Here is a 20380-nt window from a genome sequence, read left to right on the forward strand (position 1 = left end):
CATCATGAAAACAATTGGCATTTTAGGGGGAATGAGTTGGGAGTCTAGTTTGAGTTATTATCAGTTACTCAATCAAGGCATTAAACAGGCTATGGGCGGCTTACATTCGGCCAAAATTAATTTAGTCAGTGTCGATTTTGCTGAAATAGAAGTTTTGCAACATCGTGGTGATTGGGACGCTTTGGCCGATAAAATGGTCGCGGGGGCTTTGGCGGTGCAAGCGTCAGGTGCAGATTTTTTGCTGATTGCTACGAATACCATGCATAAGTTAGCGCCTCAGGTGGTGAATGCGCTCGATATTCCATTACTGCATATTGCCGATGCGACTGCCCAATGTTTGCGCAAAGACCAGATCCGTCGCGTAGGTTTATTAGGAACCCGCTTTACCATGGAGCAGGATTTTTATGCTGGTCGTCTGCGGGAGCATCAGCTTGAGGTATTGGTTCCCGATGAGCATGGCATGGCACTGGTTCACGATATCATTTATCAGGAATTATGTCAGGGCATGATTTCGGCAGCTTCTAGAGCGATTTATTTGCAGCAAATTGAAGCGCTGCATGCTCGAGGGGCCGAAGCGATTATCCTCGGTTGTACCGAGATTGGTTTGTTAGTGAAACAGCAAGACACTGCGATCAAACTATATGATACAACGGCTTTGCACGTTGCAGCTGCGGTAGAATTTGCCTTAGAAGAATAAAGGCAGAAAAACAAAAACGGCCCCAAAGGACCGTTTTATTAGCTTAAAGCTAGTGTCTAATTAATCGTAGACTAATTGGATACTAATGCCTTAAAAGCAGCTTAGGCAACAGTTACGTTTGCAGCTTGAGGACCTTTTGGACCTTCTTCAACTTCAAACTGAACTTCTTGACCTTCAGCTAAGGTTTTGTAACCGTCGCTTTTAATTGCACGGAAGTGAACGAATACGTCTTTTCCGTCTGGACGCTCAATGAAACCAAAACCTTTTTGCTCATCGAACCATTTTACGCGACCTGTAGCCATGAGTAATCTCCAAAATATAATAAATAAAATTTACGCCAAAAGCGGGCAAATTATAGGGTGCCGAAAGATGCAGAAATTACTGACGAACAAACAAGTAATGATCCGAAAATCATGCAATTGTATGGGGCATAAATATCCGCTGTAACCTTTACCAGCGAGCAGAAGTGTAACTTATATTGGGGCAATGTAAAGGTGAATGTGTGATCTTCTCGATCTGTTTCGAGTAGTTTATAAGCAATATTACTGGATTATCTCGCCTGGAACCGCGTACTGCTTGGCTGTAGCTCGCTTATTGTGCCAATCTTGTCATTAAAATTTCATTTATGGCACTGATTGTTTACAGTTTTAAGGTTTCATTCTCTGGTGACGTTGCTTGAGGGCGATCCGCCATGATTGATATGGATAGTGATCATTTACGGGCTGGTGTTATTTGGATGTATTTTTTGTTCGAGCTAAGGCGCTTTAGTGAGCTTGTCTGATGATGACTTCTGAGATAGAACAGAGGTGAAGATTTATCCACGAGTCGAACTCCAGTATGCTGACTCATATCCCGTTTGATTGAGAGTATGCCTGTGTTTAAATGGTCCTCCCGTTGGCAAACTAGTGTGGCCACCATCATCGCTTTGATTGCTTTTGCGGGTAATTCAGTCTTATGCCGCTTGGCCTTAGCTGAACAGCAGATGAATGCTGCAGCCTTTACTAGTGTGCGCTTATTTGCTGGCGCATTGATGCTGAGTCTATTGCTGGGCATGCAGTCTAGAAAAAATACTGGGGGGGTGCGCGGAAGTTGGTACTCGGGTGGTTTGTTATTCATTTATGCGAGTTGTTTTTCTTTTGCTTATCTTTACCTCGATACAGGTATTGGTGCCTTAATCCTATTTGCTGCGGTGCAATTGAGCATGCTTGGGATGGCGGTACTCAAAGGTGCGCGTTTGCATTTGGCGGAGTTATTGGGAATTATTTTGGCCTTTAGTGGCTTGGTATGGTTATTGATCCCTTCCAATGAGCGTCTGCAGATTTCGCCATTAGGTTTTAGTTTAATGGCCGTCGCTGGGATTGCATGGGGTTTATATAGCCTTAAAGGCCGAGATTCTGTTCGTCCTCGAGTGGATACCACATTTAATTTTTTGCGTAGCCTGCCTTTTTTGTTACTGCTCATCCCTTACTTGAGCTCAATTAAAATCATCAGTAGCGAAGCGCTATTATTGGCCTTGTTATCCGGTGCGATTGCTTCTGGTTTAGGCTATTGGATTTGGTATATTGCCTTAGCGGGCTTATCGGCAAGCCAAGCCGCAGTCGTGCAGTTACTGGTCCCGATTATTGCCGCGGGTGGTGGTTGGGTATTTGCCAATGAGTCTTTGGATCCAAGCTTTGTACTATCGGCAAGTTTGGTGTTGGGTGGTATTTTACTGACTATTCTCGCGGGGCGGCAACGGTCTCTTTCAATAAGGAAATAAAATGACTCGTTCTCTAAATTTGGTGGTGGGACGTGGCTCGACTTGGTCTATTCGTGCTTATTTGTGTTTGCAACTGATTGAATTTGAGTTCGATCTAAAGGTAATCGCCTTGGGCGAAGTGGGTTACCGAGAGGTTTTGGCGAAGTATTCAGCGAACGGCTTGGTACCAGTGCTGCAATTATCCAATTTAGCTATTCATGATTCGCTGGCCATTGTCGAATACCTGAATGAATGTTCGGCTGGGAAGTTATTCCCAGTCGATCCGAGGCAACGCGCCTATTGTCGTAGCTTGTTAGCCGAGCTGCATTCGGGCTTTAGCCGGATCAGGACTCAGCTTCCCTTTGAGTTTGCTCCGCTGAGCACTCAACCCGATGGTAGTGGTTTGACTGAAGAATTGGCGCGCTTGCAAGCGATTTGGCAACAGTTTGGAGCCGCTTTTGCTTTTGGGGAGCCAGGGGCGGTGGATGCGTTTTATGCGGTTATGGCCCAGCGTTTACACCATTACGGGATTGATTTTGAGGGTGCTGCGGGTGCTTATCAACAGTACTTACTTGGGTGGCGGCTATTTAAAGATGCGCTGGCCGACGCTCAGCGTTGGTAACGGGCGCGGCGGCTTGAGATCTGGCTTAAAATGAGCCAGGTGTACTGTAGCGGTACACTTGGCTTCAGCAGCTTTTAGCAGGGTAAATGGCGAACCCGAAACGAGCGACCTTTCATTTTTCCGTGCTCTAACTTTTTGCGTGCGCGTTTTAAAACTTCCCGCTCTACAGCAACATAGGCGCGGTTATCGAATAGGTTTATTTTGCCCACTTGCGCTCCTGCGATACCATCTTCTCCGGTGAGAGCGCCTAGGATATCCCCTGCTCTAACCTTTTGTTTCTTGCCGCCATCAATTTGTAGGGTGGCCATGGTTGGTGGGGGGGGCGTCTTATTCAACAAAGTCATTGGCGGTAAATCTTCATCGACGATTTGGCGTGCTAAATAGTCTTCTAATAAGGCAACTTTGTAATGCTCATTATCGCTATAAAATGAACAGGCAATCCCTTTACTACCTGCTCGGCCAGTACGGCCTATGCGATGCACATGGATTTCTACGTCACGGGCAATCTGGTAGTTAATTACGGCATCTAAGGCGTCAATATCTAAACCACGGGCCGCGACGTCGGTGGCGACCAAGATGGAAGCACTATGATTGGAAAATTGCACCAGTGTTTGGTCACGATCGCGTTGTTCTAAATCGCCATGTAATGCTAAGGCATTAAAGCCTAACTGTCGTAATTCGTCGGCGACTTCCTGAGTTTCCCGTTTGGTATTACAGAATACTACACTTGATTTAGGGCGATGTTGTAACAACAGTAAACGCAGGGCAAGCATTCGTTGTTGGTTGTCATCGACCTTGAAAAAATGTTGAGATATTGAGCTGTCATCGTGGGTACTGGCGACTTGAATGCGAACCGGCTCACGCATAATGTGTTTCGAAATACTCTCGATTTGTTCTGGAAATGTAGCACTAAATAATAGTGTTTGACGTTCACTAGGTGCCAAATCAATGATCGCGTCGATCGCGGATTGGAAGCCCATTTCTAACATTCGATCGGCTTCATCTAAGATCAAATTTTTGACGTGGTCTAAGCGTAAAGTGCCTTTGCTGAGATGTTCTTCAATACGACCGGGGGTGCCAACGACAATATGTGCCCCATGTTCTAAGGAGCCAATTTGTGGGCCAAAGGGCATGCCTCCACACAGCGTGAGTACCTTAATGTTATGGATACTGCGAGCTAATTTACGAATTTCTTTGGCAACTTGGTCGGCTAACTCTCGAGTTGGACATAGCACCAGCGTTTGAATTCGAAAACGTTTCACTTCCAACGCATTGAGCAAGCCTAAACCAAAGGCAGCAGTTTTTCCCGAGCCAGTTTTCCCTTGAGCAATCACATCTTTGCCTGCCAAGATTGGGGGGAGACTTTGCGCCTGAATTGGCGTCATCGAGCAATAACCCAGGGTTTCCAGATTTGTTAATAAATCGGGGTGCAGGGCAAGGGTAGAAAAATCAGTTTGGCTCACAATGGCGTCCTCTTCGAGGGTGAAAATAAAGTGTCGACCGCAGCAGCAATTGCATCGGGGGCGCGATGATAGCTGAAAACCGCGCACAATTGGGTAAAAAATAGCAATTTTTTGCCCGCTAGTGAGAACCGTTATTGCCAATAATCTTAGTAATCAAGTATATAAGCGAGCAGCAAAGATGCCGACTATTGCTTATTATGCTCAGATTATTGCCGATACAAAGCAAACTTTGCTTAGCCAAGCGGCATTTGTGTTTTTGCCGCAGGGTTTGCTTGACGTGTTAGATCAACAGATCTTGATCGATGGCTTGATAAGCGCTGGCCGAGTTGATTAACGCGTGTGCGGTAAGGCTGGGAACCCCATATACCAGGGTTTCAACGGCATAATCATCCGAGAGCTTATCTAGTAAAATCGCAAAATCGCCGTCTCCAGACAACAGCACCACCATATCTACATGGCGTGCGGCTTCGAGCACATCGATGGTAATACCCACATCCCAATCGCCTTTGGCACTGCCATCGCGGCGCTGAATAAATGGTTTGAGTTTGACCTCAAAACCGATGTGTTTTAGCGCTTCTTGAAACTTTTGTTGTTGGTTATCTCCGCGATCGATGGCATAGGCATAAGCGTTGACGATATCCCCTTGATGTTGCAGTTGTTGCCAAAGCCGACGATAGTTAAATTGCCGATTATAAGCCTCGCGACAAGTGTAATAGATGTTCTGTACATCGGCGAACAGGGCGATTTTTTTCACAAATAATCCAATCAAATAGCAAGCACTCTAGACTAGCGGCTGGTTGAGTCGGATGCAATCGAAAGCCTACTGGCGAGATTGGCATTGAGATCGAGCAGTAGTTTTGTGGGTTGTTCGGTAAGACTTGAACATTAAAGTATTTAGATTGACAAATAGTTTGATTATCAAATATTATTCATTTCAAATAATTTGGAGTTGAAACAAAATGTTGCATCAGTCTGATCCTGCTACTCAACGTCGTTGTCGGGCCTTTGTTAGTCATAGTCCTCAAGGTGAGAGTCGGACGCGTTATGTGTTAGCTCTCACCGTGGTGACCATGTTGTTAGAAATTACCGCTGGAAGCCTATTTGGATCGATGGCCTTGTTGGCTGATGGTTGGCATATGGGTACCCACGCAGCCGCCTTCATGATTACGCTGTTTGCTTACCGTTATGCGCGTACTCATGCGAATAATCCGGATTTTTCCTTTGGGACCGGTAAGGTGAGTGTATTAGGCGGTTATAGTAGCGCTATCGCCTTAGGGATGGTGGCGTTGTTAATGGCGGTAGAATCGATAGAACGCTTGTTTAACCCGCTTTCGATTCAGTTTAACGAAGCTATTGGTGTGGCACTGCTTGGCTTGTTGGTTAATCTTGCAAGTATGTTGTTATTACAAGAAGGGCATCATCATGGTCACGACCACGACCACGACCACGACCACGACCACGACCACAATTTAAAAGCCGCTTATATGCACGTTCTGGCGGATGCCCTTACTTCGGTGTTGGCTATTGCTGCGTTATTTATTGGTAAATATCTTGGCTGGACTTGGCTCGATCCGGTGATTGGTGTGGTGGGCGCTTTGGTGATCAGTAAATGGTCTTGGGGTTTGATTAAGCAAACCAGTCCAATTTTACTGGATGCGAATATTGCACAAGTCTATCAGCAAAAAGTTCTTGCTTGTTTGGAGCTAGGAGGGGACAAGGTCAGCGATATTCATATTTGGCGAGTGAGTGCCGATCATTATTGTGCAGCGATTTCAATTATTAGCCCATCGCCACGGCCTTTAAGTGAATACAAGCAGCGCTTAGCCCAATTTGATAAGATCCATCATCTAACTATTGAAGTGAGCCATGGAGCGTGACATGCAATCCCTAACCACCCTTAATCATTTATTGACCGAGTTTTACGACAAGTTTTCTTCTTGGGAATTGTCGGTGGTTAAAGAGAGTGCTTACTCCTTGGCTCAGGTGCATACTATCGAGGTGCTGGGTAATCATGGGGCCATGCGGATGAAAGAATTGGCTGAGAAATTGGCCATTACCACGGGGACGCTGACGGTGCAGGTAGATAAATTAGTAACCGCTGGTTTAATCGAGCGACGCGCACAACAAGATGACCGGCGGGCTATTGTGGTGGCTTTATCCGAACAGGGTTTGCAGGTCCATCAGTATCATAACCAACGCCATCTTGAATTAGTCACGGATTTAACTCGTCATATCGACGCGCCACAGCTAGAGGTCTTAATCGATAGCATGCAAAAAATGAATCGTGAATTTTAAGTCTGGTGAGTGGTTTTGTTTCAATTGAGTGCTTCACCGCTTCACTAAAGTCAGGTCGAAATAACAAGGCTCTCTCATATTTGCAAGCCGTTTGTGATGAGTTGAGAGCTAGTTTGCGTATTCATGAACTTTCGCTTGCACTTGCCTTGTCAATCCCCTTAGAGTGCAATTCTTATCTTTCATTATTATTTTCCTATATAAATATCAATAAGGTAGTCGTTGTTGTAACTGCCTTCTTTATAGCTATAAAACTGACTATTTGGAATTTGAGATTATACTTAGTTCTATAACTAAATCGGTTTGTGCTGCGCTAGGCTTGCTTGACATGAAGTTCTGGCGTTTTACTGAGTTATGGCAAAGGCATTCAATGCTGCGCTGGCTTGAAGATATCTAAAATTATTCAGCAGCCTCTCGCGAGGTAAGTTAATGGAGTTACTATGTTGAAAACGTTTTCATTTAAAGGGAAGTTGATTGCTTTGTTTGTTGCGATTATAGCGGTGACTTTGCTTACTTCTTATGTCAGCGTGAATCACTACATCAGCCAATATATTTATCGCTCAGATAGCACTAACATTCGGGTTCATCTTCGCTTAGTACAAGACAAGATAGCTTCAGATATTAACGCCAAGATCCTGCTGGCTAAAAATATTGATGTTGGCCTGGTGAATGTTAAACAAATTCATGATCAAAGCGGCTTTTATCGGATTGTGAAGCTAATTTCGGAAGACATGGGGGTGTCTAACGAAGAGATGTTGGAAGAAGATGAACAACTGCGCCCGTATGTGGACCAATGGCAAGCGGCCAAAGGGCAAGATATTGCAACCAAGGTGGTATTTGAAGAACAGCGTCCTTTGTTGGAAATTATTAGCCCTAAGGATGGTGAGTTTTTCTATCTGGATTTAAGTTATCTGGTAGCCCTGTTGCAGGACTCTTCCATCGACGGTAGCTATATGGAACTGGTTGATGACAATGGCGAGCAATTATACAGCGATAAACCGCAACAACAGAATGCCGATTTAGAAGCCATCCCGATGCCCATCAGCGTGAATGGTAAGCAGTGGCAGTTAACGGGTTTTATTGACCCGGCGTTTATTCAAGCCAATACCAACCGGTTGAACAATGCGATTACCTTGAGTTTGCTATTTGCTTCGTTATTTATTGTGGCCCTGAGTATTTTTGCCTTACGACTAGCTTTTAAACCGATTAATTCCTTACGTCAATTGGTACACGACTTGGCCCAAGGTGATGGCGATTTATCACGGCGTTTACAGGTGGAAAGCCACGATGAATTGGGTCAAATAGCAGAAGACATCAATCATTTCATCATGAAGTTGCAAGCGATGATGTTGGAAGTTGCGGGAGCGGGGCAAAAAATAGCGGGAGAAGTGAGCAAGCTCTCGGAGCGGGTTAACGCGAACCAAGAGTTGTTAAATCAACATACCCAAGAGACGGAACAGGTGGTGACAGCAGTCACTGAAATGAGTTCGACCTCGGAATCGGTGGCGCAAAGTGCTGCAGATACGGCTTCGCTGACTCAGCAAGCGAGTGAAGAGGCACAACGCTCTCGAGAGGTGGTTCAGTTAGCCGTTGAAAGTGTGAATCAATTGGTGACGGAAGTTGATGGGATGTCGGAGTCGGTACAAAAGACCACCGAAGATACTCAAATGATTGGCGAAGTGCTGAAGGTGATAGGAGATATTGCAGCACAAACTAACTTATTAGCATTAAACGCGGCGATAGAAGCAGCCCGAGCAGGAGAGCAAGGACGTGGTTTTGCGGTGGTAGCTGATGAAGTGAGAGCATTGGCGGGTCGAACTCGCGACAGTACCGAACAAATTGATGCGATGTTAGCGACCTTGCGTAGTGGCAATCAAAATATCGTGCATAGCATGGAAGCGACAAAACGCAGTTGTCAAAGTAGTGCCGAGAATACTTCACAGGTGATGGGCTCATTGGATGTGATGGCAAATGCGGTGTTAGAGATTAATGATTTGGCGACTCAAATCGCGACGTCGGTGGAAGAACAAAGCTTGGTGGCAGAGGAAATTAATCGCAATATGATTGCCATTGGCGACGTGGTGCATGTGCTCCGAGAGCGTGGCGACGAAAGCCTCGCAAATACCAATAGCTTATCTGATTTTAACCACTCTTTAGAGGAACAGGTGGGCCAATTTAAGCTCAGTTAATTCTGCGTTTAAGAACGTTTATTTCGCTACATTCGTCGAAAATAGCCTATGACTGGTTCTATTTTCGACGAACTTCCCCTTACCTATGTTATCTCTTTTCAGAGCATGTCGTTGGTGTCGATTGATTGGCGTGTGCCTGTTTATCAGCCGTTAAATGTCTACCAGCAGCGCGGATGTATGGCATGGGCATCGGCCAAATTTTCTCATTTTTGTATATCACCCCCCATTGACTTACCCATAACGTTTGCCAAATAGTCTCGGAAAGGTCAAGGTGTTGCACACTGGTATGACCATCAACTATCTGTATTTTATCGTAAAAATTGTAAATCTGCCGATCGACTCAAAGAAATAGATTTTTTTGATATATAGACTAGCAGTTTGCCCTTAAACGCAGGGCCCTTGTATTTATGGAGTAAAAGCTTTGAAAGGTTTTTCATTTAAGGGCAAATTGATAGCATTATTTGTTGCGATTATAGCGGTGACTTTGCTTACCTCTTATGTCAGCGTGAATCACTACATCAGCCAATATATTTATCGCTCAGATAGCACTAACATTCGGGTTCATCTTCGCTTAGTACAAGACAAGATAGCTTCAGATATTAACGCCAAGATCCTGCTGGCTAAAAATATTGATGTTGGCTTGTTGAGTGTAAAAACAGCACCTGAACAAAGCGGTTTTTATCGAGTGCTGAAAATGGTCTCATCACAAATTGGTGCGACTAACGAAGAGATGCTAGAGGGGGATGCACTCAAACAGTATTTCGATAAATGGCAAGCGGCCAAAGGGCAAGATATTGCAATCAAGGTGATATTTGAAGAACAGCGTCCTTTGTTGGAAATTATTAGCCCTAAGGATGGTGAGTTTTTCTATCTGGATTTAAGTTATCTGGTAGCCCTGTTGCAGGACTCTTCCATCGACGGTAGCTATATGGAACTGGTTGATGACAATGGCGAGCAATTATACAGCGATAAACCGCAACAACAGAATGCCGATTTAGAAGCCATCCCGATGCCCATCAGCGTGAATGGTAAGCAGTGGCAGTTAACGGGTTTTATTGACCCGGCGTTTATTCAAGCCAATACCAACCGGTTGAACAATGCGATTACCTTGAGTTTGCTATTTGCTTCGTTATTTATTGTGGCCCTGAGTATTTTTGCCTTACGACTAGCTTTTAAACCGATTAATTCCTTACGTCAATTGGTACACGACTTGGCCCAAGGTGATGGCGATTTATCACGGCGTTTACAGGTGGAAAGCCACGATGAATTGGGTCAAATAGCAGAAGACATCAATCATTTCATCATGAAGTTGCAAGCGATGATGTTGGAAGTTGCGGGAGCGGGGCAAAAAATAGCGGGAGAAGTGAGCAAGCTCTCGGAGCGGGTTAACGCGAACCAAGAGTTGTTAAATCAACATACCCAAGAGACGGAACAGGTGGTGACAGCAGTCACTGAAATGAGTTCGACCTCGGAATCGGTGGCGCAAAGTGCTGCAGATACGGCTTCGCTGACTCAGCAAGCGAGTGAAGAGGCACAACGCTCTCGAGAGGTGGTTCAGTTAGCCGTTGAAAGTGTGAATCAATTGGTGACGGAAGTTGATGGGATGTCGGAGTCGGTACAAAAGACCACCGAAGATACTCAAATGATTGGCGAAGTGCTGAAGGTGATAGGAGATATTGCAGCACAAACTAACTTATTAGCATTAAACGCGGCGATAGAAGCAGCCCGAGCAGGAGAGCAAGGACGTGGTTTTGCGGTGGTAGCTGATGAAGTGAGAGCATTGGCGGGTCGAACTCGCGACAGTACCGAACAAATTGATGCGATGTTAGCGACCTTGCGTAGTGGCAATCAAAATATCGTGCATAGCATGGAAGCGACAAAACGCAGTTGTCAAAGTAGTGCCGAGAATACTTCACAGGTGATGGGCTCATTGGATGTGATGGCAAATGCGGTGTTAGAGATTAATGATTTGGCGACTCAAATCGCGACGTCGGTGGAAGAACAAAGCTTGGTGGCAGAGGAGATTAATCGCAATATGATTGCCATTGGCGACGTGGTGCATTCGCTGCGGGAACGAGGAGAGGAGAGCCTTATCAGTACCAATGGCTTATCGGATTACAACCATGCCTTAGAAGCACAGGTGGGCCAATTTAAGCTCAGTTAAGGTTACATACTAGGAGCGGTGTGCTTTCGCGAAGCATGCTGACGTAGTGGCGTCGAAGTTCAGTGTATCGGTTCGTTATACTGTTTAGGTCGCGCCATTACTACCTCGCGTTTAAACGGACGAAGTTCAATTTTCTATTGCATCATCTTTAGCCGCTGGCGGCTATTGTCAGCGATACCTTTACGCTTCTTTACACTTGTAAGACTGCCTCTTTTAAATGAAATCGTTATACTAAATAACCTGCTGAATTATCAGGCTAAATTTTTTAGCTGTAACTTTGATGTCTGAATAGTATGAAAAAATTTGCGAAACGTTTATCGATGGTTTTAGTGCTGTTTTTGTTCGTAGCAGCAGTTGGATCGCTCTATTACAGCTCTCGCCCTGAAGCCGAACCAGCTTATGTGACTGAAGCTGTACAACGCGGTGATATTGAAAATACCGTATTGGCAAACGGCATGTTGCACCCTGCCAAGCTAGTCAATGTTGGGGCGCAAGAATCCGGGCAAATCAAACACTTAGCTGTTGGGCTTGGCGATGAAGTTACACTGGGCCAATTGATTGCTCAAATTGATAGCCTGAGTCAGCAAAATGCCTTGAAGCAAGCGCAAGCGTCATTAGCCAGTATTAACGCGCAGTATCGTGCTAAGCAGGCGCAAATTCATCAGGCCTCACTTGAGTATCAAAGGCAACAACGAATGCAGGCCGATAATGCCAGCTCACGTGCGGATTATGAAGTCGCAGAGGCAAATCTTGCCATCTATCAGGCTGATCTGGAGCAATTAAAAGCCGAGCAGCAACAAGCTGCGATTACCGTGGATAGCGCCAAGGTTGATTTAGGTTATACCACGATTGCTGCACCCATGGCTGGTACGGTGGTATACACCTCAGTAGAAGAGGGGCAAACCGTAAATGCGAATCAAAGCACTCCAACCATCATCGAATTGGCACAACTCGACACCATGATCGTGAAGGCGCAAATTTCGGAAGCGGATGTGATTCATGTGCATCCTGGCCAAGACGTTTATTTCACCATTTTGGGTCAAGCCAAACACCCCTATCGTGCGCAATTACAGGCCATCGAGCCTGGACCTACCTTAATGGATGGTGATGATAGCGATCTGAGTGTCAGTGACAATGAAGCGATTTATTACAACGGTTTCTTTGAAGTGGAAAATCCCGGTCATACCTTACGAATTGGCATGACCGCTCAAGTGTCGATTGTGTTGGATAAGGCGCAAGACACCTTACTGGTTCCCGCTCAAGTGCTACAGAGAAAGCCGGGTTCTAAAGGCCGCTATCAAGTGCCGGTGTTGGTGAACCAGCAGCTGGAGTATCGAGATGTGCAAGTGGGCATTAACAATAAGATCCATGCCCAAATACTTACGGGTTTAAATGAAGGTGAGTTAGTGGTTGTGGGGGCTCCTGGTGAGAGTAACGCCGCAGGTAATCGCCGTCGTTCGCCAATGGGTTTTTAGTCATGAGTGAAGCCTTACTAGAAGTCTCCAACATTTCGCGTTCTTTTAGTGCTGGAGAGCAGCAGCTGACGGTTCTCAAGCAAGTGAGTTTATCGATCCAAAAAGGGGAAATGGTCGCAATTGTGGGAGCCTCGGGCTCGGGGAAATCCACCTTGATGAATATTCTAGGTTGCTTAGATAAGCCGACTCAGGGACGTTATTTAATCCAAGGTCAGGATACTTCAACCATGGATGTAGATCAGTTAGCCGCCCTGCGACGTGAGCACTTTGGGTTTATTTTTCAGCGTTACCACTTACTGAGCGATTTAAGTGCGGTGGCCAACGTTGAAGTGCCGGCGATATATGCGGGTAAGAATAAGGTCGAGCGTAAAGCACGGGCACAGGATTTACTGAGCCGTTTAGGTCTGGCTGACCGTTTCGACCATAAGCCGAGCCAACTCAGCGGTGGCCAACAACAGCGCGTGAGTGTTGCGCGCGCGTTGATGAATGGTGGTGATGTGATCCTTGCGGATGAACCCACTGGCGCACTAGATAGCCAAAGTGGCGAAGAGATGATGGCGCTGTTACGCGAGTTACATCACGATGGTCATACTATTATTTTAGTGACTCATGATATGCACGTGGCACAATTTGCTGATCGTATTATTGAAATCAAGGACGGTGAAATTCTCAGTGATCGCCGCAGTAGCGCTGGTTCGACAGCGACACTGGCTAAAGTGATGTCAACGAACAAGCCCGGGTGGTTTGCTTGGGACCGCTACTTAGAGGCCTTGAAGATGGCCCTTTTAGCGATGTCGAGTCATCGCTTACGCACTTTTTTAACCATGTTAGGTATTATTATTGGGATTGCTTCGGTGGTATCGGTGGTTGCCTTGGGTGCTGGTTCACAACAAGCCATCTTAAAAAATATCGCTTCGATGGGTACCAATACCATTGATATTCGACCGGGTAGCGGTTTTGGCGACCGACGTTCGGGTCGGGTTCGTAGCTTAACCGCAGCCGATGCCGATGCGCTAAAACAGCTATCTTTCGTCGATAGCGTGACGCCTTCTTTAAGTACCAATGTTACCATTCGTTTTGAGAATCAAGCGGTAACAGGTAGCGTGGAAGGTGTGGGACCGGAGTATTTTCGAGTAAAGGGTTATCAACTCGCGCAGGGTCAATTTTGGGATCAAGCCAGTGTCGATTCCTTAGCGCAACAAGCGGTCATCGATAGCAATACCCTTAAGTCGTTGTTTCCTGACCAGTCCCCGCTGGGTCAAGTGATGTTTCTGGGCAGTTTACCGATCCGCATTATCGGCGTCACTCAGCCCAAAACCAGTGCGTTTGGCAATAGCGATTCGCTAAAAGTATGGTTACCTTATACCACGGTTGCAGGGCGGATGATTGGCCAGCGTTACCTCAATAGCATTACGGTGCGCATCGATCAGTCTGCCCCCAGTAATGCTGCCGAGCAAGGGATTATTAGCTTGCTTAAAATGCGTCACGGTAAGCAAGACTTTTTTACCATTAATACCGATACCATCCGACAAAATATCGAGAAGACCACCGCTACCATGACCCTATTAATTTCTGCTATTGCGGTGATTTCTTTAGTGGTTGGTGGCATTGGTGTGATGAATATTATGTTGGTATCGGTGACCGAACGAACCAAAGAAATTGGCGTGCGGATGGCGGTTGGTGCGCGTCAAAACGATATTTTACGTCAGTTCTTGATTGAAGCAGTGTTGGTTTGTTTGTGCGGTGGGGCGATTGGTATCGGCCTAGCATATCTGATTGGGTTTGTTTTTGCGTCTACTGGCGGTAGTTTTCAGATGATATATTCAACCAGCTCGATTGTGGCAGCCTTCGCTTGTTCCACCTTAATAGGTATTTTATTTGGCTTTTTACCCGCCCGCAATGCCGCCAAACTTGATCCCGTTGATGCACTGGCAAGGGAGTAGCATGATGAATTCACAGTTGTATAAGTACAGCACTGTTGGGCTCGCAATGAGCTTATTGACGGCTTGTTCTCATTTCAGTCGCAGTGAGTTTCATCCACCCGAGGTGCTTACGCCGCAAGTTTGGCAAGACACAGTCGAACCAAGTGAGGCGACAACAAACACGCTTTCTAGCCGTTCGCTTAGTCAAGATCGTTGGTGGGAGAAATTTAATAATCCTGAGTTGGATCGACTCATCGAACAGGTATTGCAGACCAACAACAATTTAAGCTTGGCAACTTTAACCTTGCATAAGGCCCGTTTAGAAGCTGGCTTGAGTGAAGATCAACTCTATCCTCAGTTGTCTTCGAGTTTGTCTGCTGGTCGCAGTAAGGACTTCAATGATGGGGCCAGCAGTGGCTCCTATCAGGCTAATATTTCGGTGGGTTACCAAGTCGATCTGTGGGGTAAGGTTTCGGCAGATATCGATCAGGCGCGTTGGTTAGCCATTGCCAGTGCTGAAGATCGTGAAAGTACCGCACAAAGTTTAGTTGCCACCACCGCTTCACTATATTGGCAACTTGGATATCTCAAGCAGCGTGTTAGTCTCAGTAATGGTAGTATTAAAGACGCGCAGCAAACCTTGCAGTTAACTCAGTCCCAGTACCAATCGGGGGCGGTGACCATTCTCAATGTATTGGAGGCGAAGCGCAGTCTGGCTAGCCTGCAAGCCAATCATAGCCAGTGGTTACAACAGCTTCACGAGGCGCAAAATGCCTTGGCAATCCTTTTTAATCAACCTCCTGCAGAGGACCAACTGCAGATAAAGCAATTACCCGAAGGGCCGATGCCCTTGGTGATCGAAGGCGTTCCCGCTGATATTTTAGTGCGGCGTCCCGATGTGAAGGCCGCGCTGTATCAACTGAAGGCAGCCTTGGCCGGCAAAGACTCAAGCACTGCGAGTTACTTGCCCGCCTTGAGCCTAACGGGATCGCTAGGTAGCTCTTCGAATCAGCTGAAAGAGTTGTTACGTAACCCTATTGGGACGTTGGGAGCAGAGTTAGCGTTACCTTTTTTACAATGGAATCAATTGCAGCTTAATCAGCAGATATCCGAAGTGCAGTATCAGTCGGCAGTGGTCCAATACCGTCAAACTCTCTATCAAGCATTTGAAGATGTTGATAACGCATTATCGGCACGCCAGCAGTATCTATATCAAGGGCAGCGTTTAATTGAGCAATATCAAAGCGCCAAAGAGGCGGAGCGGATCTATCAAAGTCAGTACCGAAATGGTGCCGTTGGGATTAAAGATTGGCTAGATGCGCAAGAACAATTGCGTAACGCCGAGGCTTTGCTACTGGAAAATAGTTACCAACAGTTTGTTACTCAGGCGACCTTGTACTTAGCTTTAGGGGGAAGTGACATTGCCCCACAGTTAGCTGGTAAATCGAGCGATATAAAGTCTTAGTTGTTGAGCCGCAGCTGCTTTACTCGCTGGCGGCTTAACTTATTGCAGTCACAAGTTTGTAGTCTCGAACAAAAATGCGCTACGAGCTCGAGTACTTTACTTAATTAAGCATTCTCGGCAGTGGCGCGGGCATCTTGTACTTGAGTCATTAAATCTTGTGCTTTTTTGATCACTGCGCTGGCTTCTTTAGTGCGACGTTTTTGTAGTAAGTAGTCGGAAAAGCGTAAGTATTTATTTGCCATACGTTGACGAGTCTGTACCAGCAAAGAGAAATCATTAGGAAGCTGTTTCGCCATCGATCGTACTTCTTTAGCCAGCTTATCGAGTGATTTGATTCGGTTCATATTATTGATGCGTTGCTGAAGGTCATCAAATTGGTGTTGATATACCAATTCAGCCGCATGGTAGGGGAAGTCAATCTGTTGATTTTTGGCTTTGGCTTGCTGGTAATCCGCCATTTGCTGAATTGCTGACTTTAAGGCATTTGCTTGGGCAAGGCGTTGCTGCTGTTGTTCGCTATTACCAAAGAAGGCTTCGCCAGCTTCGATCATTGAAGCGAGTTTGATTACATCGAGCTTGTCGCGCGCATTGTCAAATAATTGGGTGAATACCTGCTCTGATTTCTGGTTAGGTTGAAACTGAAAATCTGTTCTAACCTGCATTAAATCGCGGTAGATGGTGTAGATATCATCACCGTCTTCACTATGTTGGTAACGACCTTGCTCTAGATGTGTATTGAGACGTTGGCTGAGTGCTTCCACTGTGCTCATCCATCCCTGATTGATATCTTCGGCGGTTAGGGCAAGAGCGTAAGAGTCTGGATAGATGCGATTTACCTCTTGTAATAGAGACTGAATGGCATAGTAATCAGGATAAGCTATGCCTTTATTATTAAGCAGATTGTCAATTTTTTTTTCATAGTAATTAATTACCAAGCCTTGCTTTTGACGCAATAAGGCTTGTTTAGGGATTGCTTGTTGATCGGTAATTGTTGCTAACAGCGGCAGAAATTGTTGTGGGTTTAGTGCTAATAATTCACGATTGGCTTGTTCGATTTGTTGTCGCGAAGCCAAGTCGAGTTGTGACTGTTGGACCTGTTGGTGTAAGTGCTGATAAGTCACACCTGCGGAGGCAATCAGAGCGAAGGTCAAGCAAACACTTAGGGTTGGGTTTATATAGCTTTTGGTTAAGTCTTTTTCGAGTGTAGCTAAATCAGTTGTTCGTTGCTTAATGTTAAATTTTAGACCTTTTCTTAAACTTGCCCAGCGTAATATGGAGACATGCTTGGGCTTGTCAGGGAATATATTTTCTTTTGCCGCTTGATTGACGGGCTTGCGATTAAATGGGTGCTTACTGGTAAGTAATTCATAGCTGATGCAACTAAAGGCAAACACATCGTCGGCGATGCTGGGGTTTGCGCCTGCCAATAACTCTGGAGACGCATAAGTGGGGGTAAAGCCACTAACTGGAGAGGTTTCTTCTGGCTTGTCAGCCGCATATTGATCTGCATTTAAATTAAGCGCTCGGGATACGCCAAAATCGAAGATCTTAATGGTTCCATCACGTGCCAGCATGATGTTGCCAGGCTTTAGGTCCGCATGAACTACACCGTTGTTATGCGCATAACCTAGGGCCGATAGTAATTGCTTCAGTAAAGCAAGGGCGCTCTTGAAAGGCAGTCCATGAGGACGGTGACTTTTAATTATTTCATCTAGAGTTTGTCCGTCTAGCCATTCCATGATCAAATAATAGTCTTCTTGGTCAACTCCAAAGTTATAAACCCTAATGATATTTGGATGACTCAAACGCTGGGTTTTTCTGGCTTCTCTGATCAGGATCCGAGCTGCGTCGGGCTGGTTATGAAACTCTTTCTGTAGCAGTTTAATCGCAACATAGGGCTGGCTATCACCAGCCGCTTCAAGTAATAAATCTTTCGCTCGATAGACATCACACATCCCACCGTGTCCTACCAGACCTTCAATTTGATAACGTTTTTTGATCACCCGATTGATCATTTTACAGTCATTGCTGTTGGACGTTTCGCTTTCTTGGATTTTTGAGTCTGCTAGGTTATTCGATTGATATATTTGTGTATGACCGACCTTGGTTTCGTCTTTTAATTTTTTGTCAGTATGTTTTTTACTTGAATCATCCATGAAGCCGCCGTATATAATTTAACCAAATTTTTGTTATGGTGATTTATTTAATTTGTCATATAAATGAATTTATTTTTTATTGCCACTAATAACCAATATATTATCAGCGGAGTATGATGGCAATCTTTACTGAGTTTTCCTTATTGGGAGTCCGTCCTCTCAGTTCTTTCAGTCTAAATAATTTAAATTACATTAACAACAATATAATCACTAGTAAGATTCGAGTTAATTTATATTTATAAAAAGTTTTTATTTTTATTGATTAAATTATTCTTTGAGTGTAATAATACGGCCTCTTTTTTGTAATGATATTTTGGTCATTAGTTATCTTGGGTTGATGGGTTCTACTTAAAGTAAAAGAGAATGCTTCTAGGGGACGGAAGATTATGGATTTGTGTTTATCTGTGATGAGTTATCACAGGTTTACCTCTGGCGTGGAAGAAAAAAAACATTTCTTCAGTGATTCAGGGGAATCGGTACTGACGATTGGGCGGGCGAGTCAATGCTCTTGGTGTTTACCTGATCCAGAAAGAGTGATCTCTAGCCGTCATGCTAGGGTCGAGTTCAATCAGGGGGTATTTTGGCTTTACGATACCTCAACTAATGGGGTTTTTGTTAATCGTTCGGTTGAACCCATCGAAAAAGATAAACCTTATCAATTGGTTGATGGTGATATCTTGGCGATTGGTGATTATGAAATAGCGGTCAATTTGTCTGCTTTACCGGAGGACTTGCAAACTCAAAAAGTAATCTCTGCGCCTGTAGCTGCAGAAGATTTTGGCGTTCTTGCTGAGCCGTCATCGCCAGCTCCTAACTCGCTCAGTTTAGATTCCAGTCTAAATGCCAATCTAAGTGATGCTTTTATCTTGCCCTCAGCTCTGACGCAAGATTCGTCATCAAATATTCCAGAGGATTGGAATGCTTTATTTGCTAACGATCCTAGGATTGAAAAATCGTTAAGCCTTGAGCCTGAAGTGACTGAAGAACAGCCTATTAATACAAAAATAGTCCATTCGCAGACACTCAACGCTGGCGTTGCCAAAGCAGAAAAGCTGACGTCAGCTTTTGTTTCGGATATTGATCGGGCTCAGTCTCGTCCATCGGCAACACCACTCTCAGCAAATTCGATTGATGAGCAGACGCATCTTGGTGCTTTTTTAGAAGGGATGGGCATTTCTGCCGATCTTATTTCTCAAGAAAATCCGATCCGTTGGTGGCATCAATTAGGAGGGATAACTAGGGACTCTCTCGATGGGATTATGAACACTTTACATAATCGAGCAGCATTTAAAGAAAATACTCGGATTAACCAGACGACTTTTCGTAAAAATGAAAACAATCCATTGAAATTTTCAACCAATGCTGAAGACGCCCTTCATAACTTACTACAGCGTAAGACTTCAGGGTTTCTCCCTCCTGAACGAGCGGTAAAGGAAGCCTTTATTGATCTCGAGCGACATGAATACGCCTTGCTTTCCGGTGTTGAGGGGGCCGTGGCGAGTGTCATGCAATTGCTTGACCCCAAATCGATAGCGTCGAAGGTCCACAATACGCAGGGCATCGCGAAGTATTATTCGGCAATTGAAAAGCATAAAAGCTGGAATCGTTATTGTTCGGTACACAGTGATTTAGAACATGAATTTAGCCAAAACAACAATGCTTTCTATATGGAAGATTTTGCGAAGGCTTATGAGGCGACTTTAAAGCGCATAGACCAAAAGGGACAACGATGAGCAAAATAGGGAAATTAGTACTTAGTATGCTGCTGAGTATGTCAATGTTGGGCTGCACGGTAGCCAATTATGTAGTCGAACCATATTCAAAACTGCAATTTAGTGTGGCTAAAAATGTTAACCCCGATATTACTGGGCGAGCTTCTCCTGTGGTGGTGAAGGTTTTCGAATTGTCTTCAAGAACCTTGTTTGATAGCCAAGATTTTTTTGCTTTATATGATGATGCAGCCCAAGTTTTAGGCCCAGACTTGATTCATAAGACTGAGTTTGAATTTGAACCTGGCAGTCAGTCTGAATATAAGTTGTCACTTTCCCCTGGGGTACGTTATGCCGGCGTTTTAGTTGCGTATCGAGATATCGACACCGCGAGTTGGCGAGAAGTTGTCACAATCGATCCTACCAATTACAAAACTTTTAATATTCATGTCGGCGAACTCGCCGTATTTGTTGGTAACCCATGATGC

16 protein-coding genes are annotated in these 20380 nt (G+C 45.1%); 12 read left to right on the forward strand and 4 right to left on the reverse strand.

What is annotated here, in order from left to right; genetic code table 11:
• Positions 1–4 precede the first annotated feature (4 nt).
• Complete coding sequence (locus ACRRS1_RS00660; protein WP_432455128.1) at positions 5–697, forward strand: aspartate/glutamate racemase family protein; 693 nt, start codon at positions 5–7, stop codon at positions 695–697.
• A gap of 101 nt (positions 698–798) precedes the next feature.
• Here ACRRS1_RS00660 and ACRRS1_RS00665 read toward each other — a convergent pair whose 3' ends face one another.
• The gene (locus ACRRS1_RS00665; RefSeq protein ID WP_137672498.1) at positions 799–999 is read right to left on the reverse strand and encodes a cold-shock protein; all 201 of its coding nucleotides are present in this window, start codon (positions 997–999) and stop codon (positions 799–801) included.
• A gap of 566 nt (positions 1000–1565) precedes the next feature.
• On the opposite strand from ACRRS1_RS00665, the gene ACRRS1_RS00670 reads away from it, so the two are divergent.
• A complete protein-coding gene (locus tag ACRRS1_RS00670) occupies positions 1566–2456 on the forward strand; it encodes a DMT family transporter (RefSeq protein ID WP_432468588.1) in 891 nt (296 codons plus the stop codon).
• 1 nt (position 2457) lies between these two features.
• Positions 2458–3057: a glutathione S-transferase N-terminal domain-containing protein gene (locus ACRRS1_RS00675; RefSeq protein WP_432455126.1), complete on the forward strand. Its 600-nt coding sequence runs from the start codon at positions 2458–2460 to the stop codon at positions 3055–3057.
• A gap of 74 nt (positions 3058–3131) precedes the next feature.
• On the opposite strand, the gene dbpA is transcribed toward ACRRS1_RS00675, so the two are convergent.
• Positions 3132–4520 carry an ATP-dependent RNA helicase DbpA gene (gene dbpA / locus ACRRS1_RS00680; protein ID WP_432468587.1) on the reverse strand — a complete coding sequence of 463 codons (1389 nt, stop codon included), beginning with the start codon at positions 4518–4520 and terminating at the stop codon, positions 3132–3134.
• 280 nt (positions 4521–4800) lie between these two features.
• Positions 4801–5274 (reverse strand): NYN domain-containing protein, encoded by a 474-nt coding sequence (locus ACRRS1_RS00685; RefSeq protein WP_432468585.1) that lies wholly within the window; start codon positions 5272–5274, stop codon positions 4801–4803.
• A gap of 205 nt (positions 5275–5479) precedes the next feature.
• On the opposite strand from ACRRS1_RS00685, the gene dmeF reads away from it, so the two are divergent.
• The 7 genes from dmeF to ACRRS1_RS00720 all read left to right on the forward strand — a co-directional run bounded on the left by dmeF (position 5480) and on the right by ACRRS1_RS00720 (position 16027).
• Positions 5480–6397 carry a CDF family Co(II)/Ni(II) efflux transporter DmeF gene (gene dmeF / locus ACRRS1_RS00690; RefSeq protein WP_432468583.1) on the forward strand — a complete coding sequence of 306 codons (918 nt, stop codon included), beginning with the start codon at positions 5480–5482 and terminating at the stop codon, positions 6395–6397.
• A gap of 1 nt (position 6398) precedes the next feature.
• Positions 6399–6815, forward strand: coding sequence for a MarR family winged helix-turn-helix transcriptional regulator (locus ACRRS1_RS00695; protein WP_432455122.1), 417 nt, complete (start codon positions 6399–6401; stop codon positions 6813–6815).
• A gap of 437 nt (positions 6816–7252) precedes the next feature.
• Positions 7253–9001: a methyl-accepting chemotaxis protein gene (locus tag ACRRS1_RS00700; RefSeq protein WP_432468581.1), complete on the forward strand. Its 1749-nt coding sequence runs from the start codon at positions 7253–7255 to the stop codon at positions 8999–9001.
• A gap of 421 nt (positions 9002–9422) precedes the next feature.
• Complete coding sequence (locus ACRRS1_RS00705; RefSeq protein ID WP_432455120.1) at positions 9423–11165, forward strand: methyl-accepting chemotaxis protein; 1743 nt, start codon at positions 9423–9425, stop codon at positions 11163–11165.
• Between the two features lie 293 nt (positions 11166–11458).
• Entirely contained in the window at positions 11459–12640 is a 1182-nt protein-coding gene (locus tag ACRRS1_RS00710; RefSeq protein WP_432455119.1) for an efflux RND transporter periplasmic adaptor subunit, read from the forward strand.
• Between the two features lie 2 nt (positions 12641–12642).
• A complete protein-coding gene (locus ACRRS1_RS00715; protein WP_432455118.1) occupies positions 12643–14583 on the forward strand; it encodes a MacB family efflux pump subunit in 1941 nt (646 codons plus the stop codon).
• Between the two features lies 1 nt (position 14584).
• Entirely contained in the window at positions 14585–16027 is a 1443-nt protein-coding gene (locus ACRRS1_RS00720) for an efflux transporter outer membrane subunit (protein WP_432468580.1), read from the forward strand.
• A 104-nt stretch (positions 16028–16131) separates the two neighbouring features.
• On the opposite strand, the gene ACRRS1_RS00725 is transcribed toward ACRRS1_RS00720, so the two are convergent.
• Positions 16132–18183, reverse strand: coding sequence for a serine/threonine-protein kinase (locus ACRRS1_RS00725; protein ID WP_432468579.1), 2052 nt, complete (start codon positions 18181–18183; stop codon positions 16132–16134).
• Positions 18184–18569: 386 nt separating this feature from the next.
• On the opposite strand from ACRRS1_RS00725, the gene tagH reads away from it, so the two are divergent.
• Positions 18570–19916, forward strand: coding sequence for a type VI secretion system-associated FHA domain protein TagH (gene tagH, locus ACRRS1_RS00730; RefSeq protein WP_432460624.1), 1347 nt, complete (start codon positions 18570–18572; stop codon positions 19914–19916).
• Complete coding sequence (gene tssJ / locus ACRRS1_RS00735) at positions 19913–20377, forward strand: type VI secretion system lipoprotein TssJ (protein WP_432460625.1); 465 nt, start codon at positions 19913–19915, stop codon at positions 20375–20377. The genes tagH and tssJ overlap by 4 nt, the downstream gene beginning before the upstream one ends.
• Positions 20378–20380: the final 3 nt, after the last annotated feature.

It is taken from the genome of Agarivorans sp. Z349TD_8 (assembly GCF_050870825.2).
Taxonomy (GTDB): Bacteria; Pseudomonadota; Gammaproteobacteria; order Enterobacterales; family Celerinatantimonadaceae; genus Agarivorans.

Bases quoted from the DNA above. Each gene is read 5' to 3' on its own strand.
- ACRRS1_RS00660 (WP_432455128.1), top strand. From the start codon at position 5: ATGAAAACAATTGGCATTTTAGGGGGAATGAGTTGGGAGTCTAGTTTG.
- ACRRS1_RS00665 (WP_137672498.1), bottom strand. From the start codon at position 999: ATGGCTACAGGTCGCGTAAAATGGTTCGATGAGCAAAAAGGTTTTGGT.
- ACRRS1_RS00670 (WP_432468588.1), top strand. From the start codon at position 1,566: ATGCCTGTGTTTAAATGGTCCTCCCGTTGGCAAACTAGTGTGGCCACC.
- ACRRS1_RS00675 (WP_432455126.1), top strand. From the start codon at position 2,458: ATGACTCGTTCTCTAAATTTGGTGGTGGGACGTGGCTCGACTTGGTCT.
- dmeF (WP_432468583.1), top strand. From the start codon at position 5,480: ATGTTGCATCAGTCTGATCCTGCTACTCAACGTCGTTGTCGGGCCTTT.
- ACRRS1_RS00695 (WP_432455122.1), top strand. From the start codon at position 6,399: ATGCAATCCCTAACCACCCTTAATCATTTATTGACCGAGTTTTACGAC.
- ACRRS1_RS00700 (WP_432468581.1), top strand. From the start codon at position 7,253: ATGTTGAAAACGTTTTCATTTAAAGGGAAGTTGATTGCTTTGTTTGTT.
- ACRRS1_RS00710 (WP_432455119.1), top strand. From the start codon at position 11,459: ATGAAAAAATTTGCGAAACGTTTATCGATGGTTTTAGTGCTGTTTTTG.
- ACRRS1_RS00715 (WP_432455118.1), top strand. From the start codon at position 12,643: ATGAGTGAAGCCTTACTAGAAGTCTCCAACATTTCGCGTTCTTTTAGT.
- ACRRS1_RS00720 (WP_432468580.1), top strand. From the start codon at position 14,585: ATGATGAATTCACAGTTGTATAAGTACAGCACTGTTGGGCTCGCAATG.
- ACRRS1_RS00725 (WP_432468579.1), bottom strand. From the start codon at position 18,183: ATGGATGATTCAAGTAAAAAACATACTGACAAAAAATTAAAAGACGAA.
- tagH (WP_432460624.1), top strand. From the start codon at position 18,570: ATGGATTTGTGTTTATCTGTGATGAGTTATCACAGGTTTACCTCTGGC.
- tssJ (WP_432460625.1), top strand. From the start codon at position 19,913: ATGAGCAAAATAGGGAAATTAGTACTTAGTATGCTGCTGAGTATGTCA.